Annotated in this window: 29 protein-coding genes; 14 read left to right on the forward strand and 15 right to left on the reverse strand. The window is 57.8% G+C overall.

The window, feature by feature from the left end:
- Window positions 1-32: 32 nt before the first annotated feature.
- Genes bufB through ACR0LH_RS03195 form a run of 3 tightly spaced genes read left to right on the forward strand, consistent with a single transcriptional unit; the run spans window position 33 to window position 2,163 of the window.
- Window positions 33-890, forward strand: coding sequence for an MNIO family bufferin maturase (bufB, locus tag ACR0LH_RS03185; RefSeq protein WP_480719661.1), 858 nt, complete (start codon window positions 33-35; stop codon window positions 888-890).
- Window positions 887-1,648: an HvfC/BufC family peptide modification chaperone gene (locus ACR0LH_RS03190; RefSeq protein WP_480719662.1), complete on the forward strand. Its 762-nt coding sequence runs from the start codon at window positions 887-889 to the stop codon at window positions 1,646-1,648. Before bufB ends, ACR0LH_RS03190 begins: the two co-directional genes overlap by 4 nt.
- The gene (locus tag ACR0LH_RS03195; protein ID WP_480719663.1) at window positions 1,645-2,163 is read left to right on the forward strand and encodes a hypothetical protein; all 519 of its coding nucleotides are present in this window, start codon (window positions 1,645-1,647) and stop codon (window positions 2,161-2,163) included. Before ACR0LH_RS03190 ends, ACR0LH_RS03195 begins: the two co-directional genes overlap by 4 nt.
- 1 nt (window position 2,164) lies before the next feature.
- Here ACR0LH_RS03195 and ACR0LH_RS03200 read toward each other — a convergent pair whose 3' ends face one another.
- Window positions 2,165-2,533 carry a hypothetical protein gene (locus tag ACR0LH_RS03200; protein WP_480719664.1) on the reverse strand — a complete coding sequence of 123 codons (369 nt, stop codon included), beginning with the start codon at window positions 2,531-2,533 and terminating at the stop codon, window positions 2,165-2,167.
- A 41-nt stretch (window positions 2,534-2,574) separates the two neighbouring features.
- Window positions 2,575-2,892, reverse strand: a complete 318-nt coding sequence (locus ACR0LH_RS03205) for an ArsC/Spx/MgsR family protein (RefSeq protein WP_480719665.1) — start codon at window positions 2,890-2,892, stop codon at window positions 2,575-2,577.
- 215 nt (window positions 2,893-3,107) lie between these two features.
- On the opposite strand from ACR0LH_RS03205, the gene ACR0LH_RS03210 reads away from it, so the two are divergent.
- On the forward strand, window positions 3,108-3,314 hold the full coding sequence (locus ACR0LH_RS03210) for a cold-shock protein (protein ID WP_170382500.1): 207 nt from the start codon (window positions 3,108-3,110) through the stop codon (window positions 3,312-3,314).
- A gap of 80 nt (window positions 3,315-3,394) precedes the next feature.
- Here the strand turns inward: ACR0LH_RS03210 and ACR0LH_RS03215 are convergent, their stop codons facing one another.
- Entirely contained in the window at window positions 3,395-3,703 is a 309-nt protein-coding gene (locus ACR0LH_RS03215; protein ID WP_170480922.1) for a hypothetical protein, read from the reverse strand.
- 61 nt (window positions 3,704-3,764) lie between these two features.
- On the reverse strand, window positions 3,765-4,676 hold the full coding sequence (thyX, locus tag ACR0LH_RS03220) for an FAD-dependent thymidylate synthase (protein WP_480719666.1): 912 nt from the start codon (window positions 4,674-4,676) through the stop codon (window positions 3,765-3,767).
- 175 nt (window positions 4,677-4,851) lie between these two features.
- Here thyX and ACR0LH_RS03225 point away from each other — a divergent pair, with 175 nt between their 5' ends.
- From ACR0LH_RS03225 to ACR0LH_RS03235, 3 genes are read left to right on the forward strand one after another with little or no spacing between them, the layout of a single operon-like run.
- Entirely contained in the window at window positions 4,852-5,280 is a 429-nt protein-coding gene (locus ACR0LH_RS03225; protein WP_170382494.1) for a VOC family protein, read from the forward strand.
- Window positions 5,277-5,981, forward strand: coding sequence for a DUF1194 domain-containing protein (locus ACR0LH_RS03230; RefSeq protein ID WP_480719667.1), 705 nt, complete (start codon window positions 5,277-5,279; stop codon window positions 5,979-5,981). Before ACR0LH_RS03225 ends, ACR0LH_RS03230 begins: the two co-directional genes overlap by 4 nt.
- Complete coding sequence (locus ACR0LH_RS03235) at window positions 5,978-6,700, forward strand: DUF1194 domain-containing protein (protein WP_480719668.1); 723 nt, start codon at window positions 5,978-5,980, stop codon at window positions 6,698-6,700. The genes ACR0LH_RS03230 and ACR0LH_RS03235 overlap by 4 nt, the downstream gene beginning before the upstream one ends.
- On the opposite strand, the gene ACR0LH_RS03240 is transcribed toward ACR0LH_RS03235, so the two are convergent.
- The 3 genes from ACR0LH_RS03240 to ACR0LH_RS03250 all read right to left on the reverse strand — a co-directional run bounded on the left by ACR0LH_RS03240 (window position 6,701) and on the right by ACR0LH_RS03250 (window position 7,922).
- The gene (locus tag ACR0LH_RS03240) at window positions 6,701-7,198 is read right to left on the reverse strand and encodes a winged helix DNA-binding protein (protein WP_170382490.1); all 498 of its coding nucleotides are present in this window, start codon (window positions 7,196-7,198) and stop codon (window positions 6,701-6,703) included.
- 77 nt (window positions 7,199-7,275) lie between these two features.
- Window positions 7,276-7,533 carry a succinate dehydrogenase assembly factor 2 gene (locus ACR0LH_RS03245; RefSeq protein WP_170480916.1) on the reverse strand — a complete coding sequence of 86 codons (258 nt, stop codon included), beginning with the start codon at window positions 7,531-7,533 and terminating at the stop codon, window positions 7,276-7,278.
- Window positions 7,530-7,922, reverse strand: coding sequence for a helix-turn-helix domain-containing protein (locus tag ACR0LH_RS03250; RefSeq protein ID WP_170415450.1), 393 nt, complete (start codon window positions 7,920-7,922; stop codon window positions 7,530-7,532). Before ACR0LH_RS03250 ends, ACR0LH_RS03245 begins: the two co-directional genes overlap by 4 nt.
- A gap of 91 nt (window positions 7,923-8,013) precedes the next feature.
- Between ACR0LH_RS03250 and ACR0LH_RS03255 the strand changes: the two genes are divergently transcribed.
- Both ACR0LH_RS03255 and ACR0LH_RS03260 read left to right on the forward strand, forming a co-directional pair.
- Window positions 8,014-9,216, forward strand: a complete 1,203-nt coding sequence (locus ACR0LH_RS03255) for a pyridoxal phosphate-dependent aminotransferase (RefSeq protein ID WP_480719669.1) — start codon at window positions 8,014-8,016, stop codon at window positions 9,214-9,216.
- 11 nt (window positions 9,217-9,227) lie between these two features.
- Window positions 9,228-9,629 carry a hypothetical protein gene (locus tag ACR0LH_RS03260; RefSeq protein ID WP_480719670.1) on the forward strand — a complete coding sequence of 134 codons (402 nt, stop codon included), beginning with the start codon at window positions 9,228-9,230 and terminating at the stop codon, window positions 9,627-9,629.
- On the opposite strand, the gene ACR0LH_RS03265 is transcribed toward ACR0LH_RS03260, so the two are convergent.
- Complete coding sequence (locus ACR0LH_RS03265) at window positions 9,630-11,003, reverse strand: MATE family efflux transporter (protein ID WP_480719671.1); 1,374 nt, start codon at window positions 11,001-11,003, stop codon at window positions 9,630-9,632.
- Window positions 11,004-11,108: 105 nt separating this feature from the next.
- Window positions 11,109-12,032, reverse strand: a complete 924-nt coding sequence (ppk2, locus tag ACR0LH_RS03270) for a polyphosphate kinase 2 (RefSeq protein ID WP_170698083.1) — start codon at window positions 12,030-12,032, stop codon at window positions 11,109-11,111.
- Between the two features lie 125 nt (window positions 12,033-12,157).
- Here ppk2 and ACR0LH_RS03275 point away from each other — a divergent pair, with 125 nt between their 5' ends.
- On the forward strand, window positions 12,158-13,033 hold the full coding sequence (locus ACR0LH_RS03275) for an alpha/beta fold hydrolase (RefSeq protein ID WP_480719911.1): 876 nt from the start codon (window positions 12,158-12,160) through the stop codon (window positions 13,031-13,033).
- A 4-nt stretch (window positions 13,034-13,037) separates the two neighbouring features.
- On the opposite strand, the gene ACR0LH_RS03280 is transcribed toward ACR0LH_RS03275, so the two are convergent.
- A complete protein-coding gene (locus ACR0LH_RS03280) occupies window positions 13,038-13,646 on the reverse strand; it encodes a carboxymuconolactone decarboxylase family protein (protein ID WP_480719672.1) in 609 nt (202 codons plus the stop codon).
- Between the two features lie 182 nt (window positions 13,647-13,828).
- On the opposite strand from ACR0LH_RS03280, the gene ACR0LH_RS03285 reads away from it, so the two are divergent.
- From ACR0LH_RS03285 to ACR0LH_RS03300, 4 genes are all read left to right on the forward strand, one after another.
- Window positions 13,829-14,668, forward strand: a complete 840-nt coding sequence (locus ACR0LH_RS03285) for a class I SAM-dependent methyltransferase (protein ID WP_170795195.1) — start codon at window positions 13,829-13,831, stop codon at window positions 14,666-14,668.
- 138 nt (window positions 14,669-14,806) lie between these two features.
- The gene (gene parE / locus ACR0LH_RS03290) at window positions 14,807-16,765 is read left to right on the forward strand and encodes a DNA topoisomerase IV subunit B (RefSeq protein WP_480719673.1); all 1,959 of its coding nucleotides are present in this window, start codon (window positions 14,807-14,809) and stop codon (window positions 16,763-16,765) included.
- Between the two features lie 23 nt (window positions 16,766-16,788).
- Window positions 16,789-17,637 carry a DUF3800 domain-containing protein gene (locus ACR0LH_RS03295; protein WP_480719674.1) on the forward strand — a complete coding sequence of 283 codons (849 nt, stop codon included), beginning with the start codon at window positions 16,789-16,791 and terminating at the stop codon, window positions 17,635-17,637.
- Window positions 17,638-17,867: 230 nt separating this feature from the next.
- The gene (locus ACR0LH_RS03300; RefSeq protein WP_170486402.1) at window positions 17,868-18,149 is read left to right on the forward strand and encodes a hypothetical protein; all 282 of its coding nucleotides are present in this window, start codon (window positions 17,868-17,870) and stop codon (window positions 18,147-18,149) included.
- Here the strand turns inward: ACR0LH_RS03300 and ACR0LH_RS03305 are convergent.
- From ACR0LH_RS03305 to ACR0LH_RS03325, 5 genes are all read right to left on the reverse strand, one after another.
- Window positions 18,139-18,918 (reverse strand): alpha/beta hydrolase, encoded by a 780-nt coding sequence (locus ACR0LH_RS03305; RefSeq protein WP_480719675.1) that lies wholly within the window; start codon window positions 18,916-18,918, stop codon window positions 18,139-18,141. The two genes, ACR0LH_RS03300 and ACR0LH_RS03305, sit on opposite strands and share 11 nt — an antisense overlap.
- 58 nt (window positions 18,919-18,976) lie before the next feature.
- Window positions 18,977-20,122: an iron-containing alcohol dehydrogenase gene (locus ACR0LH_RS03310; protein WP_480719676.1), complete on the reverse strand. Its 1,146-nt coding sequence runs from the start codon at window positions 20,120-20,122 to the stop codon at window positions 18,977-18,979.
- Window positions 20,119-21,501, reverse strand: coding sequence for an aldehyde dehydrogenase family protein (locus ACR0LH_RS03315; protein ID WP_480719677.1), 1,383 nt, complete (start codon window positions 21,499-21,501; stop codon window positions 20,119-20,121). The genes ACR0LH_RS03310 and ACR0LH_RS03315 overlap by 4 nt, the downstream gene beginning before the upstream one ends.
- A gap of 95 nt (window positions 21,502-21,596) precedes the next feature.
- Complete coding sequence (locus ACR0LH_RS03320; protein WP_480719678.1) at window positions 21,597-22,946, reverse strand: glutamine synthetase family protein; 1,350 nt, start codon at window positions 22,944-22,946, stop codon at window positions 21,597-21,599.
- Window positions 22,947-23,000: 54 nt separating this feature from the next.
- Window positions 23,001-24,035 carry a TRAP transporter substrate-binding protein gene (locus ACR0LH_RS03325; RefSeq protein WP_170382457.1) on the reverse strand — a complete coding sequence of 345 codons (1,035 nt, stop codon included), beginning with the start codon at window positions 24,033-24,035 and terminating at the stop codon, window positions 23,001-23,003.
- Between the last annotated feature and the right edge of the window lie 42 nt (window positions 24,036-24,077).

Consider the following 24,077-nt stretch of genomic DNA (forward strand, 5'->3'; position numbering starts at 1 on the left):
CCCGCCTCTTTTTCGTGACCGGGGGAATTCACATGCTGGACAACGCAATCCGATCCAAGAGGCTGCCTGCCGCGCCCGGCGTCGGCTACAAGCCCCAGCATTTTTCCCAGATTCTGGAAGACGCAAGCCCCGTCGCATGGCTTGAGATTCACGCCGAAAATTACATGGGCGACGGCGGTCGTCCCCTTGCGCAGCTTCGCCACCTTTCAGAAAAATTCCCCATTTCAGTTCATGGCGTCGGCCTGTCGATCGGCGGCGAAGGGGCGTTGGACCCCGACCATCTCGCCCGGTTGAAGCATCTCGTCGGATGGCTCAACCCCGCAAGTTTTTCCGAGCATTTGGCGTGGTCTACTCATGACAGCCATTTTCTGAACGACCTTCTGCCCCTGCCGTATACCGACGCGACGTTGACCCGCGTGTGCGAACATATCGATCAGGTGCAGCATGTTGTCGGGCGGCAAATGTTGCTGGAAAACCCGTCAAGCTATCTGGCTTTCGAGGAAAGCACCTGGTCCGAGCCTGAATTTCTGCGCGAAATTGCCCGCCGCACAGGGTGCGGTCTGTTGCTGGACGTAAACAACGTTTTCGTCTCAGCGACCAATCTGGATTTTTCTCCGCAAGGTTATATCGACGCCTACCCTCTGGACAAAGTTGGAGAGGTTCACCTTGGCGGACATGATGAGGACGAGGATGATTTTGGCCATCCTCTGCTGATCGACAGCCACGGGCGCGAAGTTGTCGATCCGGTGTGGGCATTGCTCGACTACGTGCTAGAGCGATCCGGCCACAAACCCGTTTTGATCGAATGGGACACAGACGTACCTGACTGGCCCGTTCTCCGGGCCGAGGCAGTGCGGGCACAAGCGGCATTGGACCGCATACCGGCATGAGCGTCTCGCAGACAGTATTTCGCGCGGCCCTTCTGGATCCGTCCGCGCCGGTCCCTGACGGGCTGACAGACGCGGCAGCACGCGCGGCAGGTCGCCGGTTCAGCGTCTATCGCAACAATGTCGCCGTTTCACTGACCGAAGCCATGCATCAGGCGTTTCCGGTGATCACCAGCCTGCTGGGACCTCAGAACATGGACGGTTTGTCGGGGCTATTCCTGCGAAAGCACCCTCCTTCGACACCGGTGATGATGTTCTACGGCGAGGCGTTTCCTCAGTTCCTAGCCGAAATGGCGCAGTTGTCTCATCTTGGCTACCTTGCGGATGTCGCCCGGTTAGAGTTGGCGCTGCGCAGCTCTTACCACGCGGCCGACAGTAACGCAGTCGACGCCGAGGCGCTATCTGTTTCACCTGAAGAAGTCATGCGGGCGAAACTGGATTTTGCCCCATCGATGAAAGTTATCCGATCCGAATGGCCGATTTTCTCGATCTGGCGCTTCAACACGCAAGACAACGCCCCGAAACCTCAGGCCGTTGGCGAAGACGTTTTGGTCACACGGCCGGAATTCGATCCCGCACCACATTTATTACCCGTCGGCGGCGCGGATTGGATTGCAGATATGATGGCCGGTTTGACGATTGGTCAGGCGTTTGAAAACACCTCTGCAACCACCCCCGAGTTTGACCTCGGGACCACTCTGGCGCTGCTGCTGCAAGGTGGCGCTGTTACTTCCGTGACTATCGAAAGGCTGGCACAATGACTGCCCTGATCTCTTTTCACAACAACGTTCTGGGACGGCTGGACAGTTCAGCCAACTGGCTGACCCCGACGCTTGCCCGGTTGGTTTTTGTTGCTGTCTTGTTTGTCTACTACTGGAATTCGGCGACCCTGAAAATCGACGGGTCGATCTTTACACCATCGGCCGGAGCCTTCGGCCAGATATTCCCCAAGGCGGCCGAAGCGGTGCTGTATGACGTCACCCAGATGACCTTTTTCCAGCGCATTGTGATCTTCTTTGGTACGGTTGCCGAGTTTGTTCTGCCCGTTCTGCTGCTGATAGGTCTGCTGACGCGGGTCGCAGCACTTGCCATGATCGGGTTTGTGTGGGTTCAAACCATTGTCGATGTGACCGGCCACGGCATAAAACTGGGTGGATTGTTCGACAATGCCGTTACCCTTCTGGATCAGCGCGTCATGTGGACGTTTCTGTTTCTGGTAATCGTCATCAACGGCGCGGGGCCGATCTCGCTGGATCGTCTCCTGCGCCTGAAGTGATCTAGAAATGCGCCTTGGGCTCGTCCGGTTTACCCGCGGCCAGCCCAAGGAGGCCCGCAACTACGGCAAATGCCACCGGGAACATGGTGAACGCATTGAACCCGAAGGCATAGTACATCCCAGCCGCTGAAATCAGCAGCAAAACCCCACCGAACAAGGCCCGCGCATGCGCCATGGCCCCGCCCGCGATTGCCAACAGGGGCGCAATAATGGACATGGCTTGGATAAGTTGAGCGTTGTCTACCTGCTCTGCCAGCCCTTCGACTTCGCCGAACCGGTCTATCAGCTCAACATACCCATAGCCAAAAAAGCCGACAATCATACCGATCAGCCCGGCAATCACACCCAAAATCATCGCTGCATTACGCATCTTTTGTCCTCATTCTTGCGTCAAAGCAGATAGGTACGCATTCAGGATACGCCAAGCCCCAACCTCGTTTCCGGCGTCCAGCCCAGAAATAGCGCGCCCTCACTCTCGATCAGGGGGCGTTTCATAAGGGTCGGATGATCCTGTAACAGCTCTAACACGGGCCGCGCTCGCTGATCTTGGTCCAGACCACGCCAGGTTGTAGAGCGTGTATTGAGCAAAGCCTCGCCGAACTGATCCAGTGCCTTTTTTAGCACTGGCTCGGGCACACCCTCGGCGCGAACGTCAACAAAATCGGCAGAAGAAAGCGATTTCAATGCCTTACGGCACGTATCGCATGTCTTTAGGCCAAATAGGCGCATTTATTGGCAACTCCTGTAATTGTGCTAATTTTTAGCATTTTTGCCTGCTTCTATCGGTATTTCTTGATTTTTTACTTCACCGTGCAATGTTGAAAAAGACGAAATGCGCAATTCGGGCCGTGGCGTGTGGGCGATACGGTGATGAGTTGCGGTCGCGTCAATCACTACCCCCACCGATTTGTGGGACAACGTGTAAGTAGAAGGAGACACGGGAAATGCCAACTGGCACCGTGAAATGGTTTAATACCACTAAAGGCTACGGGTTTATTGCCCCTGATGAAGGTGGCAAGGACGTATTTGTTCATATCTCGGCCGTAGAACGGTCCGGTCTGACCGGGCTCGCTGACAATCAGAAAATCTCGTACGAGCTGCAAGACGGACGTGATGGCCGCCAAATGGCTGCTGATTTGAAGCCGCTTTGATTTCCCCGGTTACTGCGGGAACTAAAAAACAGGCCAACGGCTAATTTCCGGCCGTTGACCGCCCCTTAAGGTGTGTCACCTTACCCTCGCGCCGGTTTCTCATCGGCACGAGAGTGCCAGTTTTGGCCCATTGCCACGATGCAGGACGTTCCGGTTGAATACGTGACAACCATAGTCCAATCGCCGGAATTGCTGGTCCAGACCTCCATCAACTGCTCTGGCCCGCGTAGACCCGTCGCCTCGCGCGTTGCCCCGAATTGACCAGTCAACTTGTCGTACATTCTTTGCGTCGGCTCACAGATCACCTCAGCGATTGGTGATTTGGACTGAGCCGGAGTCGCCAGCAGAAACGCAACGCACGCATATCGGAAGCCGTTGGAAAACGTCATGACCCAAGTGTAGCAGGGTCACGACAAAATGTATAGACAAACGATATGCCTTAACGGGGTATCACCCTTTCCGAATGACGCCTTCAAACTCGCGCCATTCCCGCGCAGTCATGCCTGAGCTTTCCTGCGTCACAGCCTCGCCCGACAGCATTCTGCGCAGGCAGTCAACCATCTGTGCGGACAGGTTTACAGCACCCAGACGGTAGTCTTCAAACGCACGATAGGCAAATGGCACCCAGTCGGCGACGATCTTGCACATGGTGTCGGCATAAACACGGATTTCATACTGCGCATGCGGATCAGCACGCAGACGCAGGAAGTGGAACAGGTTGTGAAGATCAACCTTCCAGTACCACTGGGTGTAGATATTTGCAGGCAAGTTCATTCGCGCCAACTCGCGCGCCAACCCTTGCTGACCGTCTTGGTTGATCATCGCCTCGTAGTTGTCATAACAGCGCGCGCTATCCGCCTTTAGAATCTCCAGCACGCGCGCGGCCTCTTCACCCTGAAGCGCGTCACCCCTGCCCTGGTTGTTCACCTCAGATTGCGCGGCCACGTGGTCCGGTGCCGGGATATAGAACTCTCGGTCGAGGATCGAGTAACGCGCCGAGTATTCGTTCACGTTTGCCGTGCGATGACGGATCCACTGTCGCGCTACGAATACCGGCAATTTGACGTGCAGCTTGATCTCGCACATCTCAAACGGGGTCGAATGCCAATGGCGCATAAGATAGCGGATCAAACCCTCGTCGTTTTGAACCGACTTGGTGCCCTTGCCATAGGAGACACGAGCGGCCTGACAGATTGCCGCGTCGTCTCCCATATAGTCGATAACGCGCACGAAACCGTGGTCCAGCACCTGATGCGCGGTGTATAGATGATCCTCCATTCCCGCTGCCACAACGCGGCGTGTTGGATGCGATTGCGCCCGTTGCGCTTCGATCTCGGCCAGTTGGTCGGTGGACAGCGGCATGAATTTTCCTTTCCAGCAATGAGTCGCAGACAACTATATCTCGACAATCCGATGACCGGAACCGCGATATGTGCGCCTTTGCCCGCAAACTTAAAAATGTGCTCGTGCGACCTCTCGACACTCTTGGTCTGCGCGCTAAGCTGCTGACTATCACCGAAATAGAAAGGAAGCCGCAATGGGGCTTACATACCTCCACACCATGGTGCGTGTTAAAGACCTGGAAAAATCCATGGCATTCTATGAGTTGCTGGGGCTGAAGGAAACACGGCGCTACGACAGCGAGGCCGGACGTTTTTCCCTGATATTCATGGCTCCTCCCGGGCAGGAGGACCGACCGATTGAACTGACGCACAACTGGGATGGTGATGATGAACTGCCCAGCGACAGCCGCCACTTCGGGCACCTCGCCTATGGCGTCGACAATATCTACGAGGTGTGTCAGCACCTGCAAGATAACGGAGTCGTCATCAACCGACCTCCGCGCGACGGAAGAATGGCGTTCATACGCTCACCCGATAATATTTCGGTCGAGCTGCTTCAGAACGGCGAGGCTCTGGAACCTGCGGAACCTTGGGCCAGCATGGACAGCACTGGCCACTGGTGATCCGCTGGCTGACAACACTGGGCCTGGCCATCATGGCCAGCCCCCTGCGGGCCGAGACCTGTCGCCTCGCGCTGGCGTTGGCAATGGACATTTCCACTTCGGTTGACGCCAACGAGGACGCGTTGCAGCGCCAAGGCTTGGCTGCAGCATTGATCGCGCCAGAGGTGACCCAGGCGTTCTTCTCATCGCCGATGCCCGTCGCTTTGGCCGTCTATGAATGGAGCGGGCGCAGCACGCAGCATGTCATTCTTGATTGGACAATGATCCGCACACGCGCCGATTTGTTGTCTGCCGCGACGACGGTGCAACGGTCGGTGCGAACAGACAGCGGCTCTGCCACCGCAATGGGCTATGCGCTGGCGTTCGGGGCGACATTGATGCAGCAAGCTCCGGCTTGTCTATTTCAAACGATTGACCTGTCAGGCGACGGCTCGAACAACGACGGGTACGGGCCGGACTCGGCATACAGGCACTTTCCGTTTGCAGATATCGTGGTCAACGGACTGGTCATCAATGCCGCTGACTTCGAGGGCGAGCTGTTCCTCATCCCGTTTTTCGAGAACAACGTCCTGCACGGACCGGGCGCGTTTCTTGAAATCTCCCAAGGCTTTGAGGACTTTGAACGTGCAATGCGCCGGAAACTGGAGCGCGAGTTGGCTGGATTGCAAATCGGTGCGCTGCAAGGTGGAGGCCATGAATGATACGATTGCTGGCGGCCATTCTCATGCTGCTGGGCAATTCAGCCGCATCCGAGTGCAGGCAGGCATTGGCGTTGGGGCTGGACGTATCCGGGTCGGTGGACAGCGGGGAGTACCGGTTGCAGCTTGGTGGGTTGGCGGCTGCGTTGCAACGGCCCGAAGTCAAACAACTGATCCTGTCTGAAATTTCAGCGCCAGTGCGCCTGGCGATATTTGAATGGAGCGAATCTCATCACCAACGCATCCTATTGCAGTGGACCGAGGTTCGCTCCGAACAGGATCTGCAACGAATTGGTTCCCTTTTGAACAACGTGAAACGCAGCAATGCGCCGCAAGGCACGGCGCTTGGCTCGGCAATGCAGTTTGGTGCCGAACTTCTGACCGAGCAGACCGAATGCTGGAAACGAACACTGGACCTATCCGGGGACGGAAAGCAAAACCTCGGCCCTCACCCCCGCGAGGTAAAGGGCGCGCTGGCCGATTCCGGGATTACGATCAACGGGTTGGTGATCGGGGTCGATGACCAGAGTCCTTCCGACAAGCGGTTCGTGCAAGTCGGTGAATTGTCTGCCTACTACACCGCATGGGTAATTCTTGGCCCCGGCGCATTCGTCGAAGTCGCTTTGGGATTTGAAGACTACGAGGATGCCATGACCCGAAAGCTGATCCGCGAGCTTGAAGGACTGACCTTGTCAGAGGCCGTCGGCATCAAGCTACCCTGATCAATAGATATAGCGGATTTGGTCGGTCCAATAGCGTTCGACCCGACGCAACGAGCCGGTAATATCCTCGATTCCCTGAAATTCCAGAACGCCGCGCGATTGCAGACCTTGCGCGTGGCGCGAGAACAGTTCGGACACAATATCGCGGATTTCGCGCCCCTGCGGGGTCAGCCGCACCCGGACAGAGCGGCGGTCGATCTCACACCTTTGGTGGTGCATATACCCCATTTCCACAAGTTTCTTCAGGTTATAGCTGACATTGCTGCCTTGGTAATATCCACGGCTTTTCAACTCACCAGCGGTGACTTCGTGATCCCCGATGTTGAACAACAACAATGCCTGAACCGCATTAATCTCAAGCACACCGACGCGTTCAAACTCATCCTTGATGACATCCAAAAGCAGTCGGTGCAGCCGTTCTACCAAGGCGAGCGCCTCAAGGTAGCTGGTCATGAAACCCTTGGCCCCGGCCGCAGAGACCTGCATTTCGATACTCATCCGATCCTCCGATTCAATCGCGCTGTTTCACGCAGCATGAATCGAAAAACCGAAAAATCAGTTAAGCTGCTTTTCCGTCATTTTTGAAAGGTTTGCGCGATATCGGATACCAGATCGGAAAATTGTGGGGGCGGCGCGACCTGCCCCGTGACCCATTGATACAGGTCCTGATCGTTTTCGTGCAGCAGCGCGTCGTATGTATCAAGGCCAGAGGAATCCATGTCCGCCAGATTTCGGTCTGCATAGGCGGCAAGGATCAAGTCCATCTCCTTGATCCCGCGCCGCATGGAGCGCATCTTTAGCCGCTTGATCCTGACATCTCGCGTTTCGGTCACTTGCCTTGCTCCAACATTAGACGGACACGTTTTTCCAGCCGCGCAGCGCGTTCGGCGCTGGCACGCATCTCACCTCGGATCGAGCGCAGCTCGGCCACGACCTCGGCGAGTTCCGGTGCGCCTTCGTCGGGATCAACGGGGGCATCCATCCCCTCGCCTTCGCCAGTCAACAGCCACATGATCGAGACATTGACCATCCCGGCTATCATCGAAAGGCGGTTGGCCCTGGGTTCGGACAGGTCATTTTCCCAACCGGTGATCGTGGCCTTTTTCACCCCCAACCGGCGGGCCATTTGGGACTGGGTCATCCCAGCCGCCTCACGAGCGCCTGCCAGACGATCCCCGAATGTCGCGGCGTCCGGCCCGTACCAGTCGTTTTCGTCAGTCATCGGGTTCTCCAATTCCACAATTCATATCGCTTGATCGTCATTCGGGCGCACCCTATGACAGACAGGTTGAACATACAAACCGAGGCCCCCCATGAGTTTCCTGTCTGCGACACTGTCACGCGTAAAACCATCACCTACCATCGCGATGACGGCCAAGGCAGCCGAACTCAAGGCAGCAGGGCGTGATGTAATTGGCCTGAGCGCGGGCGAGCCAGACTTCGACACCCCTCAGAACATCAAGGACGCGGCGGTTGCGGCCATCGCTGCAGGCAAGACCAAATACACAGCGCCCGACGGTATCCCCGAGCTGAAACAGGCCGCCTGCGCCAAGATGAAGCGCGACCACGGGCTGGACTACACGCCTGCTCAGATTTCCGTGGGCACTGGCGGCAAGCAGACGCTCTATAACGCGCTGATGGCCACGATGAACGAGGGTGATGAGGTGGTCATCCCCGCCCCCTATTGGGTCAGCTACCCCGATATGGTGCTGCTGGCGGGTGGCACTCCGGTGGTCGTGGAAACGACGCTTGAGAACAGCTTCAAGCTGACCGCCGAACAGCTTGAAGCCGCGATCACACCCAAGACCAAGTGGTTCATCTTCAACTCTCCGTCCAATCCGACCGGCGCTGGGTATAGCCGCGCCGAGTTGAAGGCGCTGACCGATGTGTTGATGCGTCACCCGCATGTTTGGATCATGTCGGACGATATGTATGAACACCTCGCCTATGACGGGTTCGAGTTTTGCACCCCGGCAGAGGTTGAACCGGGTCTGTACGAACGCACATTGACCTGCAATGGCGTGTCAAAAGCCTATGCCATGACCGGCTGGAGGATCGGTTATGCAGCCGGGTCAGTGGAATTGATCGCGGCAATGCGCAAGATTCAGTCTCAATCGACATCGAACCCCTGCTCGGTCAGCCAATGGGCGGCGGTCGAGGCGCTGAACGGCACTCAGGCGTTTCTGGCCCCGAACAATGAGACGTTCAAACGCCGCCGCGACTTGGTGGTGCAGATGCTGAATGAGATTGACGGCATCACCTGCCCAACGCCCGAGGGTGCATTCTATGTCTACCCATCCATCGCGGGGCTTATCGGCAAGACGTCACCCGCAGGTACCGTGATCGAAAACGACGAGGCGTTTGCAACAGCCCTTCTGCAAGAGGCAGATGTTGCCGTCGTCTTCGGCGCAGCCTTCGGCCTGTCGCCAAATTTCCGCGTCAGCTATGCGACCTCGGACGAGGCGCTAACCGAAGCCTGCACGCGCATTCAACGCTTTTGCGCGTCCCTGACCTGATCGGAGGTTCCATGACTGCCGAGCTTCCTGAATACTATTTCCGTGTGCGCGAGAATGGTGCTGCGGTTTTCAGAATTGACACTGAAAACCGACAACGCCGGATCGAGATGGATCAGATTGCCGTCATCAACATCCGCAACGGTGAGGTCAAACCGCAAGGCCAACGGACGCTGTCCGAGGCTGATCGGGCTGAAATCGTCCGGTGGATGGACGCGCGCAAAGAGCTGTTGGCCCGCCGGGATATCGACGACATTCACCGTGCAGTCGATTACCTGAACCTGACCACGCAATGGGCGCAATCAAAGGCAACCGACGAACAGCTTGAAGACGTCACCGATCGGTTGCTGCTGGCGATGCACGACCTACGGTCGGTACTGGTGCGCAAAAAGGCGGATCGCTTGGATAAAGGCTGATCAGGCCGAATTGCTGGCGGCCATCGGAACCTCGCGAACGGACCTAAGCCAGAACCGGGCCATCAGAAGAACAGCTGCGCAGGCCAGCCCCAGAACGAGGCCGAGCCAAACACCGATGCCGTCCATCCCACCGACAAAGCCAAAGTAATAAGACGCCGGAATCCCGATGACCCAATAGCTGAGCCCGGCCATCACCATCGGTATCTTGGCGTCCTGAAGCCCTCGCAACAGGCCCAGCGCGATGACCTGTGCTCCGTCCACCAGTTGGAACAGTGCCGCCATCGCCAGAAGCCCAGTTCCGATCAGCAGGATTTGCGAGCGCTGCGGGTCATCGGGCTCCATGAACAGCGAAATCAACGGCTCGGCACAGGTCAGGAACAGAATCACCGTCAGGATCGACATCACCAAGGACATCCCCGTCACCGCAATCGCACCCTTTTCAAGATGCGCCCGATCTTTGCGTCCCAATGCGTTGCCCGCGCGGATCGTGGCCGCATTGGACAGCCCCAGATGCACCATGAACGTGGCTGATGCGAGGTTCAGCGCGATCCCATGGGCCGCCAGCGGCACTTGCCCCAGCCAACCCATCATGATCGCGGACATTGCAAACAGGCTGACCTCGGCCAAGGTCGTCAGGCCGATGGGCACGCCCAAACGCAGGACGCTGAAAAAGAACTCCCAATCCGGGCGCCAGAAGCGTTGAAACAGGCTGTGTTCGGGCAACACGCGCACGGCATAGATCACAACGAACACCAATGACACGATCTGCGTCACGACCGAGGCGACAGCCGCACCGATAACGCCAAGCTCTGGCGCGCCCCAGTTGCCGAAGATCAGCGCATAGTTGGTGAAACCGTTGACGACAGCGGCCGTGACGGTGATCCACAACACGATCTGAGTGCGCTCGAGCGCCGCCAGATAAGACTTCAGCACCATCACGATAAGCGCCGGGAACAGCCCCCAGCCCGCAACCCGTAGGTATTCAGACGCGGTCTTGGCCACCTCCGGCTCCTGATCCAAGGCAATCAGGATCGGGTAGGACCACCACAGAAGCGGCATCATCAACGCGGCGTAGATCAACGACAGCCACAGCCCCATACGGGTCGAGCGGCGAATACTCGTTTCGTCCTCCTCTGCCGCAGCCGTGGCGACCATCGGCATAACCGCCCAGCCGAATCCAGCGCCAAACAGGAACAGCACAAAGTAATAGCTGCTGGCCAGCGTGACTGCGGCCAGCGCCTCGACCCCATACCAGCCCAGCATGATTGTATCGGTCAGACCGATAGCAAACTGCGCCAGATGCCCGCCGATCAACGGCAGGCCCAGAACTGCAATGGCCCGGAAGTGGCCGCGATATGTCATCACCTTGTTCATTGCCCCAGCCTTATGCCCGGCCAGAGGCCGGGACAAGACTAGAACAGCGATATTTCACAATGAGACATCATTTCCGGGGCCGGACTTAATCCCCGGACGCGCCCTCTACCGCGCGTCGGGGTGCAGCGAATTTCCGAGTATATGCTCGGACCTGTGAATCACATGATGGGCCTGTCCGACGATCAGCGGATCGGGCTCACCCACAATGTCATGGTCCTTGTCCGGGTAATCTACCGTCGACAGGAAATGACGCATGCAATTCAGCCTCGCGCGTTTTTTGTCGTTTGATTTGACGATGGTCCACGGCGCGTCGGCGGTGTCGGTGTAGAAAAACATCGCCTCTTTCGCCTCGGTATAGTCATCCCATTTGTCGAGACTGGCCTTATCGATGGGAGACAGCTTCCACTGCTTCAGCGGATCAGTCTCACGGCTTTTAAAACGGCGCTGCTGTTCGGATTGCGTGACCGAAAACCAGTATTTGTAGAGCTGAATACCGGAACGAACCAACATACGCTCCAGTTCCGGCGTTTGGCGCATGAATTCAAGGTATTCGTTCGGCGAGCAGAAACCCATGACCCGCTCAACACCCGCGCGGTTGTACCAAGAGCGGTCGTAGAACACCATTTCCCCAACCGTTGGCAGTTCCTGAACATAGCGCTGGTAATACCATTGGCCCTTTTCTTCCCACGTCGGCTTGTTCAACGCCACGACGCGGGCTTGCCGAGGGTTCAGGTGCTCCATGAACCGTTTGATCGTGCCGCCCTTACCCGCTGCGTCGCGGCCTTCAAACAGCAGGACAAAGCGCTGGCCTGTCTCCTGCGCCCATAGCTGGACTTTCAGCAGCTCAGCCTGCAACTGTGCCTTTTGCTCCTCATAAGTCTTGCGCGCCAGTTTGCGGTCGTAAGGATATTTGCCGGTCTCAAAGGCGTGGCGTATCTTGTCCGGTGCGGGCTGGCTTTCGGCCTCGCTGGAAGCTGGCACAACTTTGATGTGAGAATTTTCTTGTTCGATCTGAGCCGCTGTTTCCATTCAGTCTCTCCTTGCTACACTGTCCAAAGAGACGCCTAGCAGACGATCGAAAAATGCGCTTTGATTGGTGTCAAACCGCAGCACCTTTTGCTGTAATTCCGGTTAACCAACAAAGGGTTCCAATGATGGAAACCAGATACACGAACATAAACGACCAGCGCTTTTTTCTACGATGCTGGGGCAACCCCGAGCATCCCGCGATGTTGATGCTGCACGGGTTCCCCGAATACGGCGGCGCGTGGTGTGATCTGGCCCCGCATCTGGCCAAGCACTTCTATTGCATTGCCCCCGATCAACGGGGTTACGGCCAGAGTTGGAGCCCGGAAGGAACCGGAAAATATGCTCTGTCGCAACTTGTGTCCGACATGGCCGCACTTGTTGAAAGCCTTGGCGGGCCGGCCATTGTTCTGGGTCACGACTGGGGCGCGTCGGTGGCTTATGGGCTGGCCATGTTTCGCCCGGAACTGGTTGAAAGGTTGATTATCGCCAACGGTGTCCACCCGGTCCCATTTCAGCGTGCTTTGGCAAAGGGTGGTGCGCAATCTGAAGCGTCGCAATATATCAACGACTTGCGCGCACCGGATGCGGCACAGCGTTTCGCTGCGGACAATTTCGCGCTGCTTGAGCGCTTTTTCCGCCACGGCATGGGCCTGAACTGGCTGACGGATGAGCGCATGCAGGATTACCGTAATGAATGGGCGCGCCCTGGCAGGTTAGAGGCAATGTTGAACTGGTATCGGGCGTCTCCCCTGGTCGTGGCCGAACCGGGAGTACCCCGTACCGATCTGCCGCCGCTGCCGTTGGACCGGCTGATGGTTCGATGCCCCCACCTGTTGCTATGGGGACCCGAGGACAAAGCTCTGCTGCCCGAGGCCACCTCTGGGCTGGAAGACTTTGCCCCTGATCTGACGCGGATCGATATTCCCGGCACTGATCACTGGCTGCACCACCAGCGCCCCGAAGAAATAGCGCAGGCCATTCTGGACTGGATGCAGAGCTAACGCATCACCGATGCCCCCAATCCGCAGGGTCGTCCGAGTTGTTGGGCGACAGTCCAAGAATATCTCCGTCCGTGGAACAACCGAGGCCCAAAACCGTTCTGTTGGCGTATGAGAAATAAGCACAGACCTGATTGATCTCGAGTATCTCACCATCATCCCAACCTGCGCGGCGCAGACTCTCGATATCAGCTTCGATCATTTCCGAGGGCGCTTGGGTCAGTTTGCGTGCATAGGTCATCGCCGCAATCTGAGCCGCATCCAGTGGGGCGGTCGCCGGTGTACCGGCCTCAATCGCGGCGCGGATCGCGTTGCCGCGATCAACATCGCCAAGCAAACGCTGCAAACCGCTGAAATGATGCTCGACACAATAGGCGCAGTGGTTCAGGGAACTGACCCACACACCGAGGACCTCAAGAAACCACTTGGGAATCGAATTGGCCGAATGATGCAGGACGTTCTTGTACAGAGCCATGTGGCCTTCCATCGAATGTGGCCGCAAGGAATGTACCATCATGATGTTGTCGACGTTGTTTCCGGGTCCGGTGACCCGATCATAGAGTTTCTTTAATCTACCCGTCGCCTGCTCGAACGGAATGACCTTTATCCAGCTCATGTTGCCCCGCGCAATTTCTGTTTGTTTCAGGTTCACCGTAGAGGCGTTCCCTGCAATCTGCGAGGTGAAATACGAACCTTTCAGGCCCGTTTTCGCTTGCCATCCCTTACTGCAATCGTCCCCTCTATGCCGATACGCCACTCCAGAGTAAGGTTGCTGAACCCAACGGAGGACCAGAGCCGATGGACGACACAGAGAAAAAAGTCGCGCAGTGGTACGCAGACCACCCGATTTCTGCGCCGCATATCCTCACGAAACTCAAAAGCGCCGGAGGAACGCTGGACGACGTCGAACCGCAAGACCTCTATCCCTATGATCAGGACCACTATGACGGTTTGAAAGCCAACGCGCGGCTGGCGGACAATACCCTCATGCAGTCCGGAGACCGGGTTCTGGATATTTGCGCTGGGTTGTGCGGCCCCGCGCGCTGGTACGCGAATGAGCGCGGCGTTGACGTAACCGGCGTGGATATCAGTCCAAACCGGGTAGACGGCGCCAAACAGTTGAACGCCCTTGTCGGTCTTGCAAATCAGGTCCACCCCGTTCTGGCAAGTGCGATGGACATCCCTTTTGAAGACGGGAGATTTGACGCAGCAGTCAGCCAGGAATCGTTTCTGCACGTTCCCGACAAATCCAAAACTTTGCACGAAGCCTTTCGCGTTCTGCGCCCTGGTGCCCGTTTCTCCTTTACCGACTGGGTGATGCATACGCCCATGCCGCAAGAGGAGTTTGAAGAATACCGGCGGCGTTTTGCCTGCCAATCACTGCTAAGCATTCCGGAATACGAAGAGCTACTTAAGGACGCCGGGTTTATCATAGTGTCCGCAAAAGACGTGACCGAGGCTTGGGGTGACATTCTGGCCAGGCGGCTGAGAATGTATCAAGACCTCGACGCCGAGGCAGAGCGTGCAGGCAACCCCTCGAAAGGGGATGACTTTCTGATAATGTACGCAAAATTCGTGAGCGATGTTCAACAGCACCGGATCGGCGGAGTATGCCTGACCGCTGAAAAGCCGCGCTAGACGTGTTCAAAAAGGCGGCCCAATTGGTCCAAGCAGCGTATCTTTCCTGAGTTCGTCGCCACAACACCTCGCGGCCCTCTTCCCCCGGACCACATCACCTGCCATAATGGGCAAAACCCAAAAACAAGAGCAGCACCGATGCCCGACGATCTGTTGACGCCCAGCGCAACCGCCACCTATGACGCCTCATCGATTGAGGTGCTTGAAGGTCTGGAACCCGTTCGCAAACGCCCCGGCATGTATATCGGCGGCACCGATGAGCGCGCGCTGCACCACATGGTGGCGGAAATCCTCGACAACTCGATGGACGAGGCGGTCGCCGGTCACGCCAACCGGATCGAGGTCGAGCTGCACGCAGACTACGCCCTGACCGTGCGCGACAATGGGCGCGGGATTCCGATCGACCCCCACCCCAAATTCCCGGACAAATCCGCGCTGGAAGTCATCCTGTGTACCCTGCACGCGGGCGGTAAATTCTCGGGCAAGGCGTATCAGACCTCGGGCGGTCTGCACGGCGTGGGTGCTTCGGTGGTCAACGCGCTGTCGGATTCGATGGTCGTGCAGGTGGCGCGCGACAAGACACTTTTTGAACAACGCTTCTCGCGCGGCATCCCGTTGGGGCCGGTGGAAAAGGTCGGCGCGGCCCCCAACCGGCGCGGCACCACTGTTACGTTCCACGCGGACTCCGACATCTTTGGCCATCACAAGTTCAAACCGGCGCGTCTGTTTAAATCCATCAGATCCAAAGCCTACCTGTTCTCGGGCGTTGAAATCCGCTGGAAATCGGCCATCGACGACGGCGAGACCCCGACCGAGGCGACGTTCCACTTCCCCGGCGGCTTGTCCGACTATCTGAAGGAAACGATGAACGGCTCGTCCACCTATGCTGAGCAGCCCTTTGCAGGCACCGTGGACTTCACCGAGAAATTCGGCACCCCCGGCAAGGTCGAATGGGCGATCAACTGGACGCCCTCGCGCGACGGGTTCATCCAATCCTACTGTAACACCGTCCCCACCCCCGAAGGCGGCACCCATGTGGCGGGGTTCTGGGCCGCGATCCTCAAGGGGATCAAGGCGTATGGAGAACTGATCAACAACAAGAAAGCCGCGCAAATCACCCGCGATGACCTGATCGCCGGCGGCTGCGCGCTGGTGTCGTGCTTCATCCGTGAGCCTGAGTTCGTCGGCCAGACCAAAGACCGCCTTGCCACGGTCGAGGCGCAGCGACTGGTCGAGAATTCGGTCCGCGACCATTTCGACAACTGGCTGGCCGCAGACACGAAATCCGCCGGTGCGATACTCGACTTCCTCGTATTGCGGGCCGAAGAACGCCTGCGCAGACGGGCCGAGAAGGAAACTCAGCGCAAGTCCGCCACTAAGAAACTTCGTCTTCCCGGCAAGCTGGTGGACTGTTCCAGTTCAACTCGCGACGGCACGGAACTGTTCATCGTCGAGGGCGACTCGGCGGGTGGCTCTGCGAAAATGGGGCGCGATCGCAAAACGCAGGCTCTTTTGCCCCTGCGCGGTAAGATCCTGAACGTGCTGGGCGCGGCCAGTTCCAAGCTGGGCACGAACGCCGAGATCAACGACCTGACGCAGGCGCTGGGTGTGGGGCTTGGCACCAAGTTCAACGTGGACGACCTGCGCTATGACAAGATCATCATCATGACCGACGCGGATGTGGACGGGGCGCATATCGCCTCACTGCTGATGACGTTCTTCTTTACCCAGATGCGACCCATGATCGACGCGGGCCACCTGTACCTGGCCTGCCCGCCTCTGTACCGCCTGACCCAAGGCGCCAAGCGCGTCTACTGTCTGGACGAGGCCGAGCGCGACGAGTGGTTGGAAAAAGGTCTGGGCGGCAAGGGCAAGATCGACGTCTCGCGCTTCAAGGGTCTGGGCGAGATGGACGCCAAGGACTTGAAAGAGACCACGATGGACCCGGCATCCCGCAAACTGATCCGCGTCACTATTGACGAGGACGAACCCGGCGAAACCGGCGACCTGGTCGAGCGTCTGATGGGGAAGAAGCCCGAACTGCGGTTCCAATACATTCAGGAGAACGCGCGGTTTGTGGAGGAGTTGGATGTTTAAGGCTATTTAAAAAGGCTATTTTAATGCATTTCTTTTATCTTGATGAAGCTGGGTGTACAGGTGCCCAGTTAAATAACCCGCAGCAGCCTATTTTTGTATTGGGAGGCATTTCCGTTAAGGATGTAGGTTGGACCAGAACCGTTGAATCCATGCGAAGGATACTTGTTGATTTTTTCGAACAAGATTTACCTGAAAGATTCGAACTACATTCACACGAGCTAGTGAACCAGCAAGGTGCGTTTGCAGGGTTTTCACGAGAAGATTGTTCTGAACTCGTGTTCGAGTTGTTGGGCTTGCTAGAAAGCCGGAAACATCCCGTTCACTTAGTTGGGGTAGACAAATACAAGCTCGCCGAAGCAGAGAACGGCCAGCAGCACCCCAAAATTGACCCTAGTATTCCTTATCAACTCTGCTTCAACTATTTCGTCAACTATGCAGAGAAATACACCGGTGAAAAACTAGGTCGCACCGCCCGTTCGATGATTATCATTGATGAGAAAGAAATCTACCAATCGTCAATTGACGAGTTGGTAGAGTACCGAAGATTTCACGTCGCTGCGGCACGCAGAATTAAGCAAGTTGTTGAATTTAGCTACCCGATAGACTCGATTAGGCACCCCATGATTCAGTTTGCTGATTTAGTTGTGTTTTTGTCGAAGAAGTTTTTTGAAATTGAAGGCGGGTACAAAGATGGTTGGCCACAAGAAGCAAAAGACTTTTACGCGACTTGTTTCTCAAAAATCGCATCGCGTATGCCGTGGCGTGGTCTAATTGACATTACCGGCGTCGAGGAACGACCTTCAAAACAGCTTTTGCAACAAGCCTCCGCTTTCCCCACACGTCGGTGGAAATATCACTATAACATCAATTGAGATATCCGTTCAGCGCCCGCTCAAAGAAATTGTGTGTGCATGCATAATGCAAAGCATAATACATGTGCACACAGCGAGAGACATCTAAAATAGCAGCCTACAAAGACTCCCTTGCCTAACCCGTTGATCTCGTTCACACTTACCCTCAAACCGTCATTCAAGAACGACATTTGAGGTTCTCGAGCGTCCAAGACCCAATAAGACCAATGGATTTTGAACGGGAGGACGACATGAAAACACTAACCCTCGGGCTGGCGCTGGCATTGCTGGCCAGCCAAGCAACAGCACAGCAGACGCTCAGCACCGCATCGCCAATTCCGGATGGGGCCGAGACCCGGTTCTGCTACTACGGCGGCATGGCCTATTCGATGGACGCGTTCGTGGTCATTTTCGGCGACAACACGGTGACCGACACGATCAGCACGCGCGAGGAGCACCTGCTGCGCTGCGTCAAGAACGACGATGGCTCGCTCAGTTGGAAACCCCAGAGCAGCTTCCAGATCAGCCGGTGACACCCATCGTCTGATCCAGCCAGCCTGCAATCTGTCCGGCCGGGCCTTCCCAGCCGGGCTCCATGAACAGGAAATGCGCGTGGTTTTCCACGGGCAGAAAGGTCGCGCGGTCTCCGTACAGCTTCGCCAACGCGCGGCAGGTGTTGGGGTTCACAGCCCGGTCCTCGGTGCCCGATACGATCAGGACGGGGCAGTCGACCTTGTCCCTATCCACCTTCATCGCGTGGTGGTCGTCGAACATCCAAAAGAACATCTCGAACATCACCCGCCCGCTTTCGGGGCCGAGCTGGTCGAACACCGCGTGCTGCTGCGCCTCGGGCATCTTGTTGAGCGCAAAGGGGGCCATCAAGTCGAAATCGACGCGCATGGGCTGTTTCCAGAACGCCCCACCCTCCATCAACGCGCGCGGCACGGCGCGTTCGTCGTCGGTTTCGGGCAACGTCCCCCAGGCCGCATTCGGGTTGATCAGAACAATGGCGCTGGCCAGCCCGCGAGAGGCGACCTGCTGCGCCACCACCCCTGCGATGGCGTGGCCCAACAGCACCGGCTTGCTGTCCAGCCCATGCACAAAGGCGGCAATGTCATCGGCGTAATCCATGACGCTGGTGTCGGTTAGGCCCGGATCGGGCTCGGCCTTGGGATCTCCGCCATGATAGCGCAGCGCGGGGGTGTGCACCGTCCAGCCGCGCGCGCGGAAAAAGCCTGCGTAATCCTGCATACACCACGGCCCGGCAAAGGCCCCGTGGATCAAAACAATCTCTTTGGTCATGAAAATCTCCCTCACCTGCGCGAAGTATGCGAGGTGAGGGAGCGGGTCTGCAAGCCTGTTACAGCGCGGCGTTGAACAGAGCGGTCAGGTTGTCCTCGGTCAATTCAATCGGGTTGCCGCCGCAGGATGGATCGATGATCGCGCCTTTGACCAGCTCGGGAACCCGTGCCTCGGACACACCCAGTTCGGACAAGGTGCGGGGAATGCCCAGCATGTCGTTGAAGGATTGGACAAAGGACCGGAAACCGTCAAAGCCGCCATCAATGCCCAGATAGGCTGCGGCCTGCTGGAAACGGTCGGCGATGGCGGGCGCATTGAAGTCCAGTACAGCCGGCATGCAGACCGCGTTGGTGGTGCCGTGATGGGTGTTGAAAACCGCGCCAATCGGGTGGCTCATCGCGTGGATCGCGCCGAGGCCCTTTTGGAACGCCGTTGCGCCCATCGCCGCTGCACTCATCATCTGGGCGCGGGCCTCGATATCGGTGCCGTCAGCATAGGCGCGTGGCAGATAGTCCTTGACCAGCCGCATCCCCTCCAACGCGATGCCTTGCGACATGGGGTGGTAGTGCGGGCTGGAAAACGCCTCGACACAATGGGCAAACGCATCCAGACCAGTGCCAGCGGTGATGAATTGGGGCATCCCGACGGTCAGTTCCGGGTCGCAGATCACCACCGTGGGCAGAACCTTGGGGTGAAAGATGATCTTCTTGGCATGAGTTTCCGAGTTGGTGATGACGCTGGCCCGCCCCACCTCGGACCCCGTCCCGGCGGTGGTCGGCACAGCGATAATCGGAGCGATGGCATCGGCGTCGGCACGGGTCCACCAGTCGCCGATATCCTCGAAATCCCACACTGGGCGCGTCTGGCCACACATGAAGGCAACCATCTTGCCCAGATCCAGGCCCGAGCCGCCACCAAAGGCGATCACCCCGTCATGGCCGCCCGCGTTATAGGCGGCCACTCCAGCCTCGAGGTTCTTTTCATTGGGGTTCGGGTCAACCTCGCTGAACAGGCCACGGCCCAGCCCTGCGGCCTCCATGATATCCAGCGTAGCCGTGGTAATCGGCAGATCGGCCAGCCCCTTGTCTGTCACCAGCAGCGGACGCTTCATCCCAGCGGCCGCGCAAGCCTCGGGCAGTTCCTTGATCCTGCCAGGGCCGAACTTGATCGCGGTCGGGTAGGACCAGTTTCCAACAAGGCTCATGATGTCACCTTTTTCAGATGGTAGGATTTGGGACGCGTGAGGTTGTGATAGCCGATGACCGACAACCCGCCTCCGCGCCCGGTATTCTTGCAGCCGGTCCAGCACAGGCCCGGGTCCAGATAGTCGGCCCGGTTCATGAACACAGTGCCGGTTTCGATCTGGTCGCCCACACGCGACGCGCGATCCACATCGCGGGTCCAGAGGCTGGCGGTCAGACCAAACTCGCTGTCATTCATCAGCGCGATGGCTTCCGCGTCCGAGGACACTTTCATGATGCCCACCACCGGGCCAAAGCTCTCATCCCGCATCACGCGCATGTCATGGGTGACATTGGTCAGGATTTGCGGGGTCAGATAGGCACCACCATCATCCTCGGGGAATGTCTCGATATGGGCAACAGCCCCCGCCGCGACCGCTTCGGCAATCTGCGCGCGCACCTCGTCGGCAAAGCGCGCATTCGCCATCGGACCAATCGTCGTCTCTGCATCCAGCGGATTGCCCAACTTATAGCCCTTCACCACCTCAACCACCTTGGCGACGAACGCGTCATAGAGGCTCTCATGCACATAAATCCGCTCGATCCCACAGCAGCACTGGCCCGAGTTGAACATGGCCCCGTCGATCAGCGTATCAACCGCCGCATCCAGATCGGCGTCGTCCATCACATAGCCCGGATCCTTGCCACCCAACTCAGTGCCAACGCCGGTAAAGGTGCCTGCCGCCGCGCGTTCCATTGCTTGCCCACCACCGACCGAGCCGGTGAAGTTCACGAAATCAAACGCATTACCCGCGATCAGATCATCGGTCACGTCATGGCTGAGGAACACATTCTGGAACACATCCTGCGGCACACCGGCCGAATGAAACGCCTGCGCCATCCGCTCACCCACCAACAAGGTTTGCGTGGCGTGTTTCAACACCACCGTATTGCCCGCAATCAGCGCAGGGGCCACCGTGTTTATTGCGGTCATGTAAGGGTAGTTCCACGGCGCCACCACAAACACGACCCCATGCGGGATGCGCTTGATATAGCGCCTAAAGGTCTCATCCTCACCCACAGCGATATCGTCCAAAGACGCCTCGGCAATCTCAGCCATGTGGCTGGCGCGTTCGTTGAACCCACCAAACTCACCGCCATAGCGCACGGGACGCCCCATCATATGCGCAAGCTCCGGCACGATCTCATCGTTCATCGCGCCCACAGCGGCCACGCCCGCCATCACAAGGCGGGTCCGCTCCTGTAATGGCCGCGCCGCCCACTCCACCTGCGCCGCCCGCGCCCGCGCAGCAGCCTCAAATGCCGCCTCCGCCGACAGCACCTCACGCTCTGCATAGACCGATCCATCAATCGGTGAGACACATTTCAACATCTGCCCCATAGTCACTCCATTTCCGAAAGAAACAGGATCCCTGCTTCATCTGGCCAAAAATATCCCGGGGAGCGCGAGGGGCTGGCCCCTCGCTCCGACCCGTCTCAAGCCCGCTCAAACCCGCGGGCAATTTCCCAATCGGTCACCACACGCTCGAACTCTTCAATCTCGACCTCTGCCGCACGCGCATAGTGATCGACCACCTCATCCCCCATAGCCGCGCGCAACATGGCCGACCCGTGCAACGCATCCCGCGCCGCACGCAAATTGCCGGGGATCATCCCCGTTTCGCCCTGATACACATCACCCTGCGTCGGAGGCTGCAGCTCCAGCCTCTCGTCAATCCCGGCAATCCCGGCGGCCAGCATCCCGGCCATCGCCAGATAGGGGTTCATGTCCGAGCCCGGAATACGGCACTCAACCCGCACCGCCTTGGTGCCATCTCCGCACAGCCGGAACCCTGCCGTGCGATTGTCTACCGACCAGATGATCCGCGTAGGCGCAAAGGTTCCCTTCATGAACCGCTTGTAGCTGTTGATATAAGGGGCCATGAAAAAGGTATAGTCGGCCGCATATTTCAGCAGTCCGGCCATGTAGCTTTTCATCAAGCCCGACATGCCCAGCGCATCCGATTTGTCAAAAAACGCCGGTTGCCCATCTGCCCACAATGACTGGTGCACGTGGGACGAACTGCCCACCTTCTCATGATGCCATTTCGGAAGAAACGTCGCTGCGTGCCCGTGCTGCCAGGCGATTTCTTTCACTGCATTCTTGGCGATCGAGTGATATTCGGCCGTGTCCATCGCAGGCGCGTATTTGATGTTCAGTTCTTCCTGACCGGTCTCGGCCTCGCCCTTCGAGTTCTCGACCGGAATCCCCGCATTCCACAGATGGTTGCGGATCGGGCGCATCACATGTTCTTCCTTGGTGGTCTGCAGGATGTGATAGTCTTCGTTATAGCCCGAGACCGGCTCAAGATCGCGAAAGCCTACCTTGCGGATCTCGTCAAAGCTCTTTTCAAACAGAAAGAACTCCAGCTCAGTGGCGCACATGGCGTCATAGCCCATCGCCTTCAGCCGGTTCACCTGCTTTTTCAGAATGGAACGAGGCGCGTGGGGCACTTCTTCATGTGTGTGGTGATCCAACACGTCACACATCACCATGGCGGTCCCCTCTAGCCACGGTACCGGGCGCAGAGTGCTGAGGTCGGGTTTCATGACATAGTCGCCATAGCCCCTCTCCCAACTGGTGGCGGCGTAGCCATCCGGCGTGCCCATCTCAAGATCCGTGGCCAGCAGATAGTTACAGCAATGGGTTTCTTCCCACGCACCTGCCACAAAGTGACCGGCGTGGAACCGTTTGCCCATCAAGCGCCCCTGCATGTCGACCATGCAGACCAGCACGGTATCGATGTCTCCGGCAGAAACCTGCGCCTTCAGATCGTCGAGTTTCATATCAGCCTCATTCCCCGTTGGTCAGGGCAGGCGCTGCCGCCTGCCCTTTTGATTTTAGCCGTAGCGATAAGGCCGTCCGGCCTTGAGCATGTCGGCATTGTACTGCTTGAAGATTTCGACAACCTTCGCCTTGGTCTCGGATTCGGCTGCGATCTCATCCCAGAAGGCAACCGCCGCTTCTTCAACCGTCGCCCATTCTGCATCCGGGATCGAGGTCAGCTGCATCTTGTCACCATTGACGCGCAGGCTGGCTTCACCACCCCAATACCACCACTGACGATAGTAATGCGACTGATCACAGCAGACGCGGAACAGAGTCTGCAGGTCTTCAGGCAGTTCGTTCCAGCGGTCCATATTGGCAAAGAACGATCCAGCCCATGCGCCCGAGATGTTGTTGGTTAGGAAGTAATTGGTCACATCCGCCCAACCGACAGTGTAGTCTTCGGTGATACCCGACCATGCGATGCCGTCCAACTCTCCGGTCTGCACTGCAACTTCGATGTCTTCCCACGGCAGAGTAACCGGCACGACACCAAACTGGCTGAGGAAGCGGCCCGCTGTCGGGAAGGTGAAGACGCGCTTGCCCTGCAAGTCGGCCAAGCTGTTGATCGGGTCTTTGGTGGCAAAGTGGCACGGATCCCAAGCACCAGCGCTGATGTGCTTAACGCCGACCTTGGAGTATTCCTCGTCCCAAATCTCGTTCAGGCCGTACTGGTTGAACAGCACCGGCACGTCCAGGGAATAGCGAGACGCAAACGGGAAATAGCCACCGAAAACGGTGACTTCGGTGGGCGACGCCATCGAGTCATCGTCGGACTGCACCGCATCAATCGTGCCCTTCTGCATGGCGCGGAACAGCTCTCCGGTGGGGACAAGCTGATCGGCATAGAACAGCTCGATCTGCATCCGGTCACCGGCGATCTTGTTGAACATCTCGATCGCGGGGTCGATCACGTGGGCCGCCAGCGCAGGCCCGGCATAGGTCTGCATCCGCCAGGTGATCGTGCTTTGCGCCAATGCGGGCGCTGCCAAAGGCGCAGCGGCAACACCGACCCCGGCGGTTTTCAGAAACTTACGTCTTGTTGTCATGTCATTTCCTCTCTGTTGCAGGTTCTCGTGCCGCTTCAACGG

Source organism: Ruegeria sp. CL6 (assembly GCF_056536465.1).

What these genes read in the sequence shown, in the direction of transcription:
- bufB (WP_480719661.1), top strand. Translation starts at nt 33, where the DNA reads ATGCTGGACAACGCAATCCGATCCAAGAGGCTGCCTGCCGCGCCCGGC.
- ACR0LH_RS03190 (WP_480719662.1), top strand. Translation starts at nt 887, where the DNA reads ATGAGCGTCTCGCAGACAGTATTTCGCGCGGCCCTTCTGGATCCGTCC.
- ACR0LH_RS03195 (WP_480719663.1), top strand. Translation starts at nt 1,645, where the DNA reads ATGACTGCCCTGATCTCTTTTCACAACAACGTTCTGGGACGGCTGGAC.
- ACR0LH_RS03200 (WP_480719664.1), bottom strand. Translation starts at nt 2,533, where the DNA reads ATGCGTAATGCAGCGATGATTTTGGGTGTGATTGCCGGGCTGATCGGT.
- ACR0LH_RS03205 (WP_480719665.1), bottom strand. Translation starts at nt 2,892, where the DNA reads ATGCGCCTATTTGGCCTAAAGACATGCGATACGTGCCGTAAGGCATTG.
- ACR0LH_RS03210 (WP_170382500.1), top strand. Translation starts at nt 3,108, where the DNA reads ATGCCAACTGGCACCGTGAAATGGTTTAATACCACTAAAGGCTACGGG.
- ACR0LH_RS03215 (WP_170480922.1), bottom strand. Translation starts at nt 3,703, where the DNA reads ATGACGTTTTCCAACGGCTTCCGATATGCGTGCGTTGCGTTTCTGCTG.
- thyX (WP_480719666.1), bottom strand. Translation starts at nt 4,676, where the DNA reads ATGCCGCTGTCCACCGACCAACTGGCCGAGATCGAAGCGCAACGGGCG.
- ACR0LH_RS03225 (WP_170382494.1), top strand. Translation starts at nt 4,852, where the DNA reads ATGGGGCTTACATACCTCCACACCATGGTGCGTGTTAAAGACCTGGAA.
- ACR0LH_RS03235 (WP_480719668.1), top strand. Translation starts at nt 5,978, where the DNA reads ATGATACGATTGCTGGCGGCCATTCTCATGCTGCTGGGCAATTCAGCC.
- ACR0LH_RS03240 (WP_170382490.1), bottom strand. Translation starts at nt 7,198, where the DNA reads ATGAGTATCGAAATGCAGGTCTCTGCGGCCGGGGCCAAGGGTTTCATG.
- ACR0LH_RS03250 (WP_170415450.1), bottom strand. Translation starts at nt 7,922, where the DNA reads ATGACTGACGAAAACGACTGGTACGGGCCGGACGCCGCGACATTCGGG.
- ACR0LH_RS03255 (WP_480719669.1), top strand. Translation starts at nt 8,014, where the DNA reads ATGAGTTTCCTGTCTGCGACACTGTCACGCGTAAAACCATCACCTACC.
- ACR0LH_RS03260 (WP_480719670.1), top strand. Translation starts at nt 9,228, where the DNA reads ATGACTGCCGAGCTTCCTGAATACTATTTCCGTGTGCGCGAGAATGGT.
- ACR0LH_RS03265 (WP_480719671.1), bottom strand. Translation starts at nt 11,003, where the DNA reads ATGAACAAGGTGATGACATATCGCGGCCACTTCCGGGCCATTGCAGTT.
- ppk2 (WP_170698083.1), bottom strand. Translation starts at nt 12,032, where the DNA reads ATGGAAACAGCGGCTCAGATCGAACAAGAAAATTCTCACATCAAAGTT.
- ACR0LH_RS03275 (WP_480719911.1), top strand. Translation starts at nt 12,158, where the DNA reads ATGGAAACCAGATACACGAACATAAACGACCAGCGCTTTTTTCTACGA.
- ACR0LH_RS03280 (WP_480719672.1), bottom strand. Translation starts at nt 13,646, where the DNA reads ATGAGCTGGATAAAGGTCATTCCGTTCGAGCAGGCGACGGGTAGATTA.
- ACR0LH_RS03285 (WP_170795195.1), top strand. Translation starts at nt 13,829, where the DNA reads ATGGACGACACAGAGAAAAAAGTCGCGCAGTGGTACGCAGACCACCCG.
- parE (WP_480719673.1), top strand. Translation starts at nt 14,807, where the DNA reads ATGCCCGACGATCTGTTGACGCCCAGCGCAACCGCCACCTATGACGCC.
- ACR0LH_RS03295 (WP_480719674.1), top strand. Translation starts at nt 16,789, where the DNA reads ATGCATTTCTTTTATCTTGATGAAGCTGGGTGTACAGGTGCCCAGTTA.
- ACR0LH_RS03300 (WP_170486402.1), top strand. Translation starts at nt 17,868, where the DNA reads ATGAAAACACTAACCCTCGGGCTGGCGCTGGCATTGCTGGCCAGCCAA.
- ACR0LH_RS03305 (WP_480719675.1), bottom strand. Translation starts at nt 18,918, where the DNA reads ATGACCAAAGAGATTGTTTTGATCCACGGGGCCTTTGCCGGGCCGTGG.
- ACR0LH_RS03310 (WP_480719676.1), bottom strand. Translation starts at nt 20,122, where the DNA reads ATGAGCCTTGTTGGAAACTGGTCCTACCCGACCGCGATCAAGTTCGGC.
- ACR0LH_RS03315 (WP_480719677.1), bottom strand. Translation starts at nt 21,501, where the DNA reads ATGGGGCAGATGTTGAAATGTGTCTCACCGATTGATGGATCGGTCTAT.
- ACR0LH_RS03320 (WP_480719678.1), bottom strand. Translation starts at nt 22,946, where the DNA reads ATGAAACTCGACGATCTGAAGGCGCAGGTTTCTGCCGGAGACATCGAT.
- ACR0LH_RS03325 (WP_170382457.1), bottom strand. Translation starts at nt 24,035, where the DNA reads ATGACAACAAGACGTAAGTTTCTGAAAACCGCCGGGGTCGGTGTTGCC.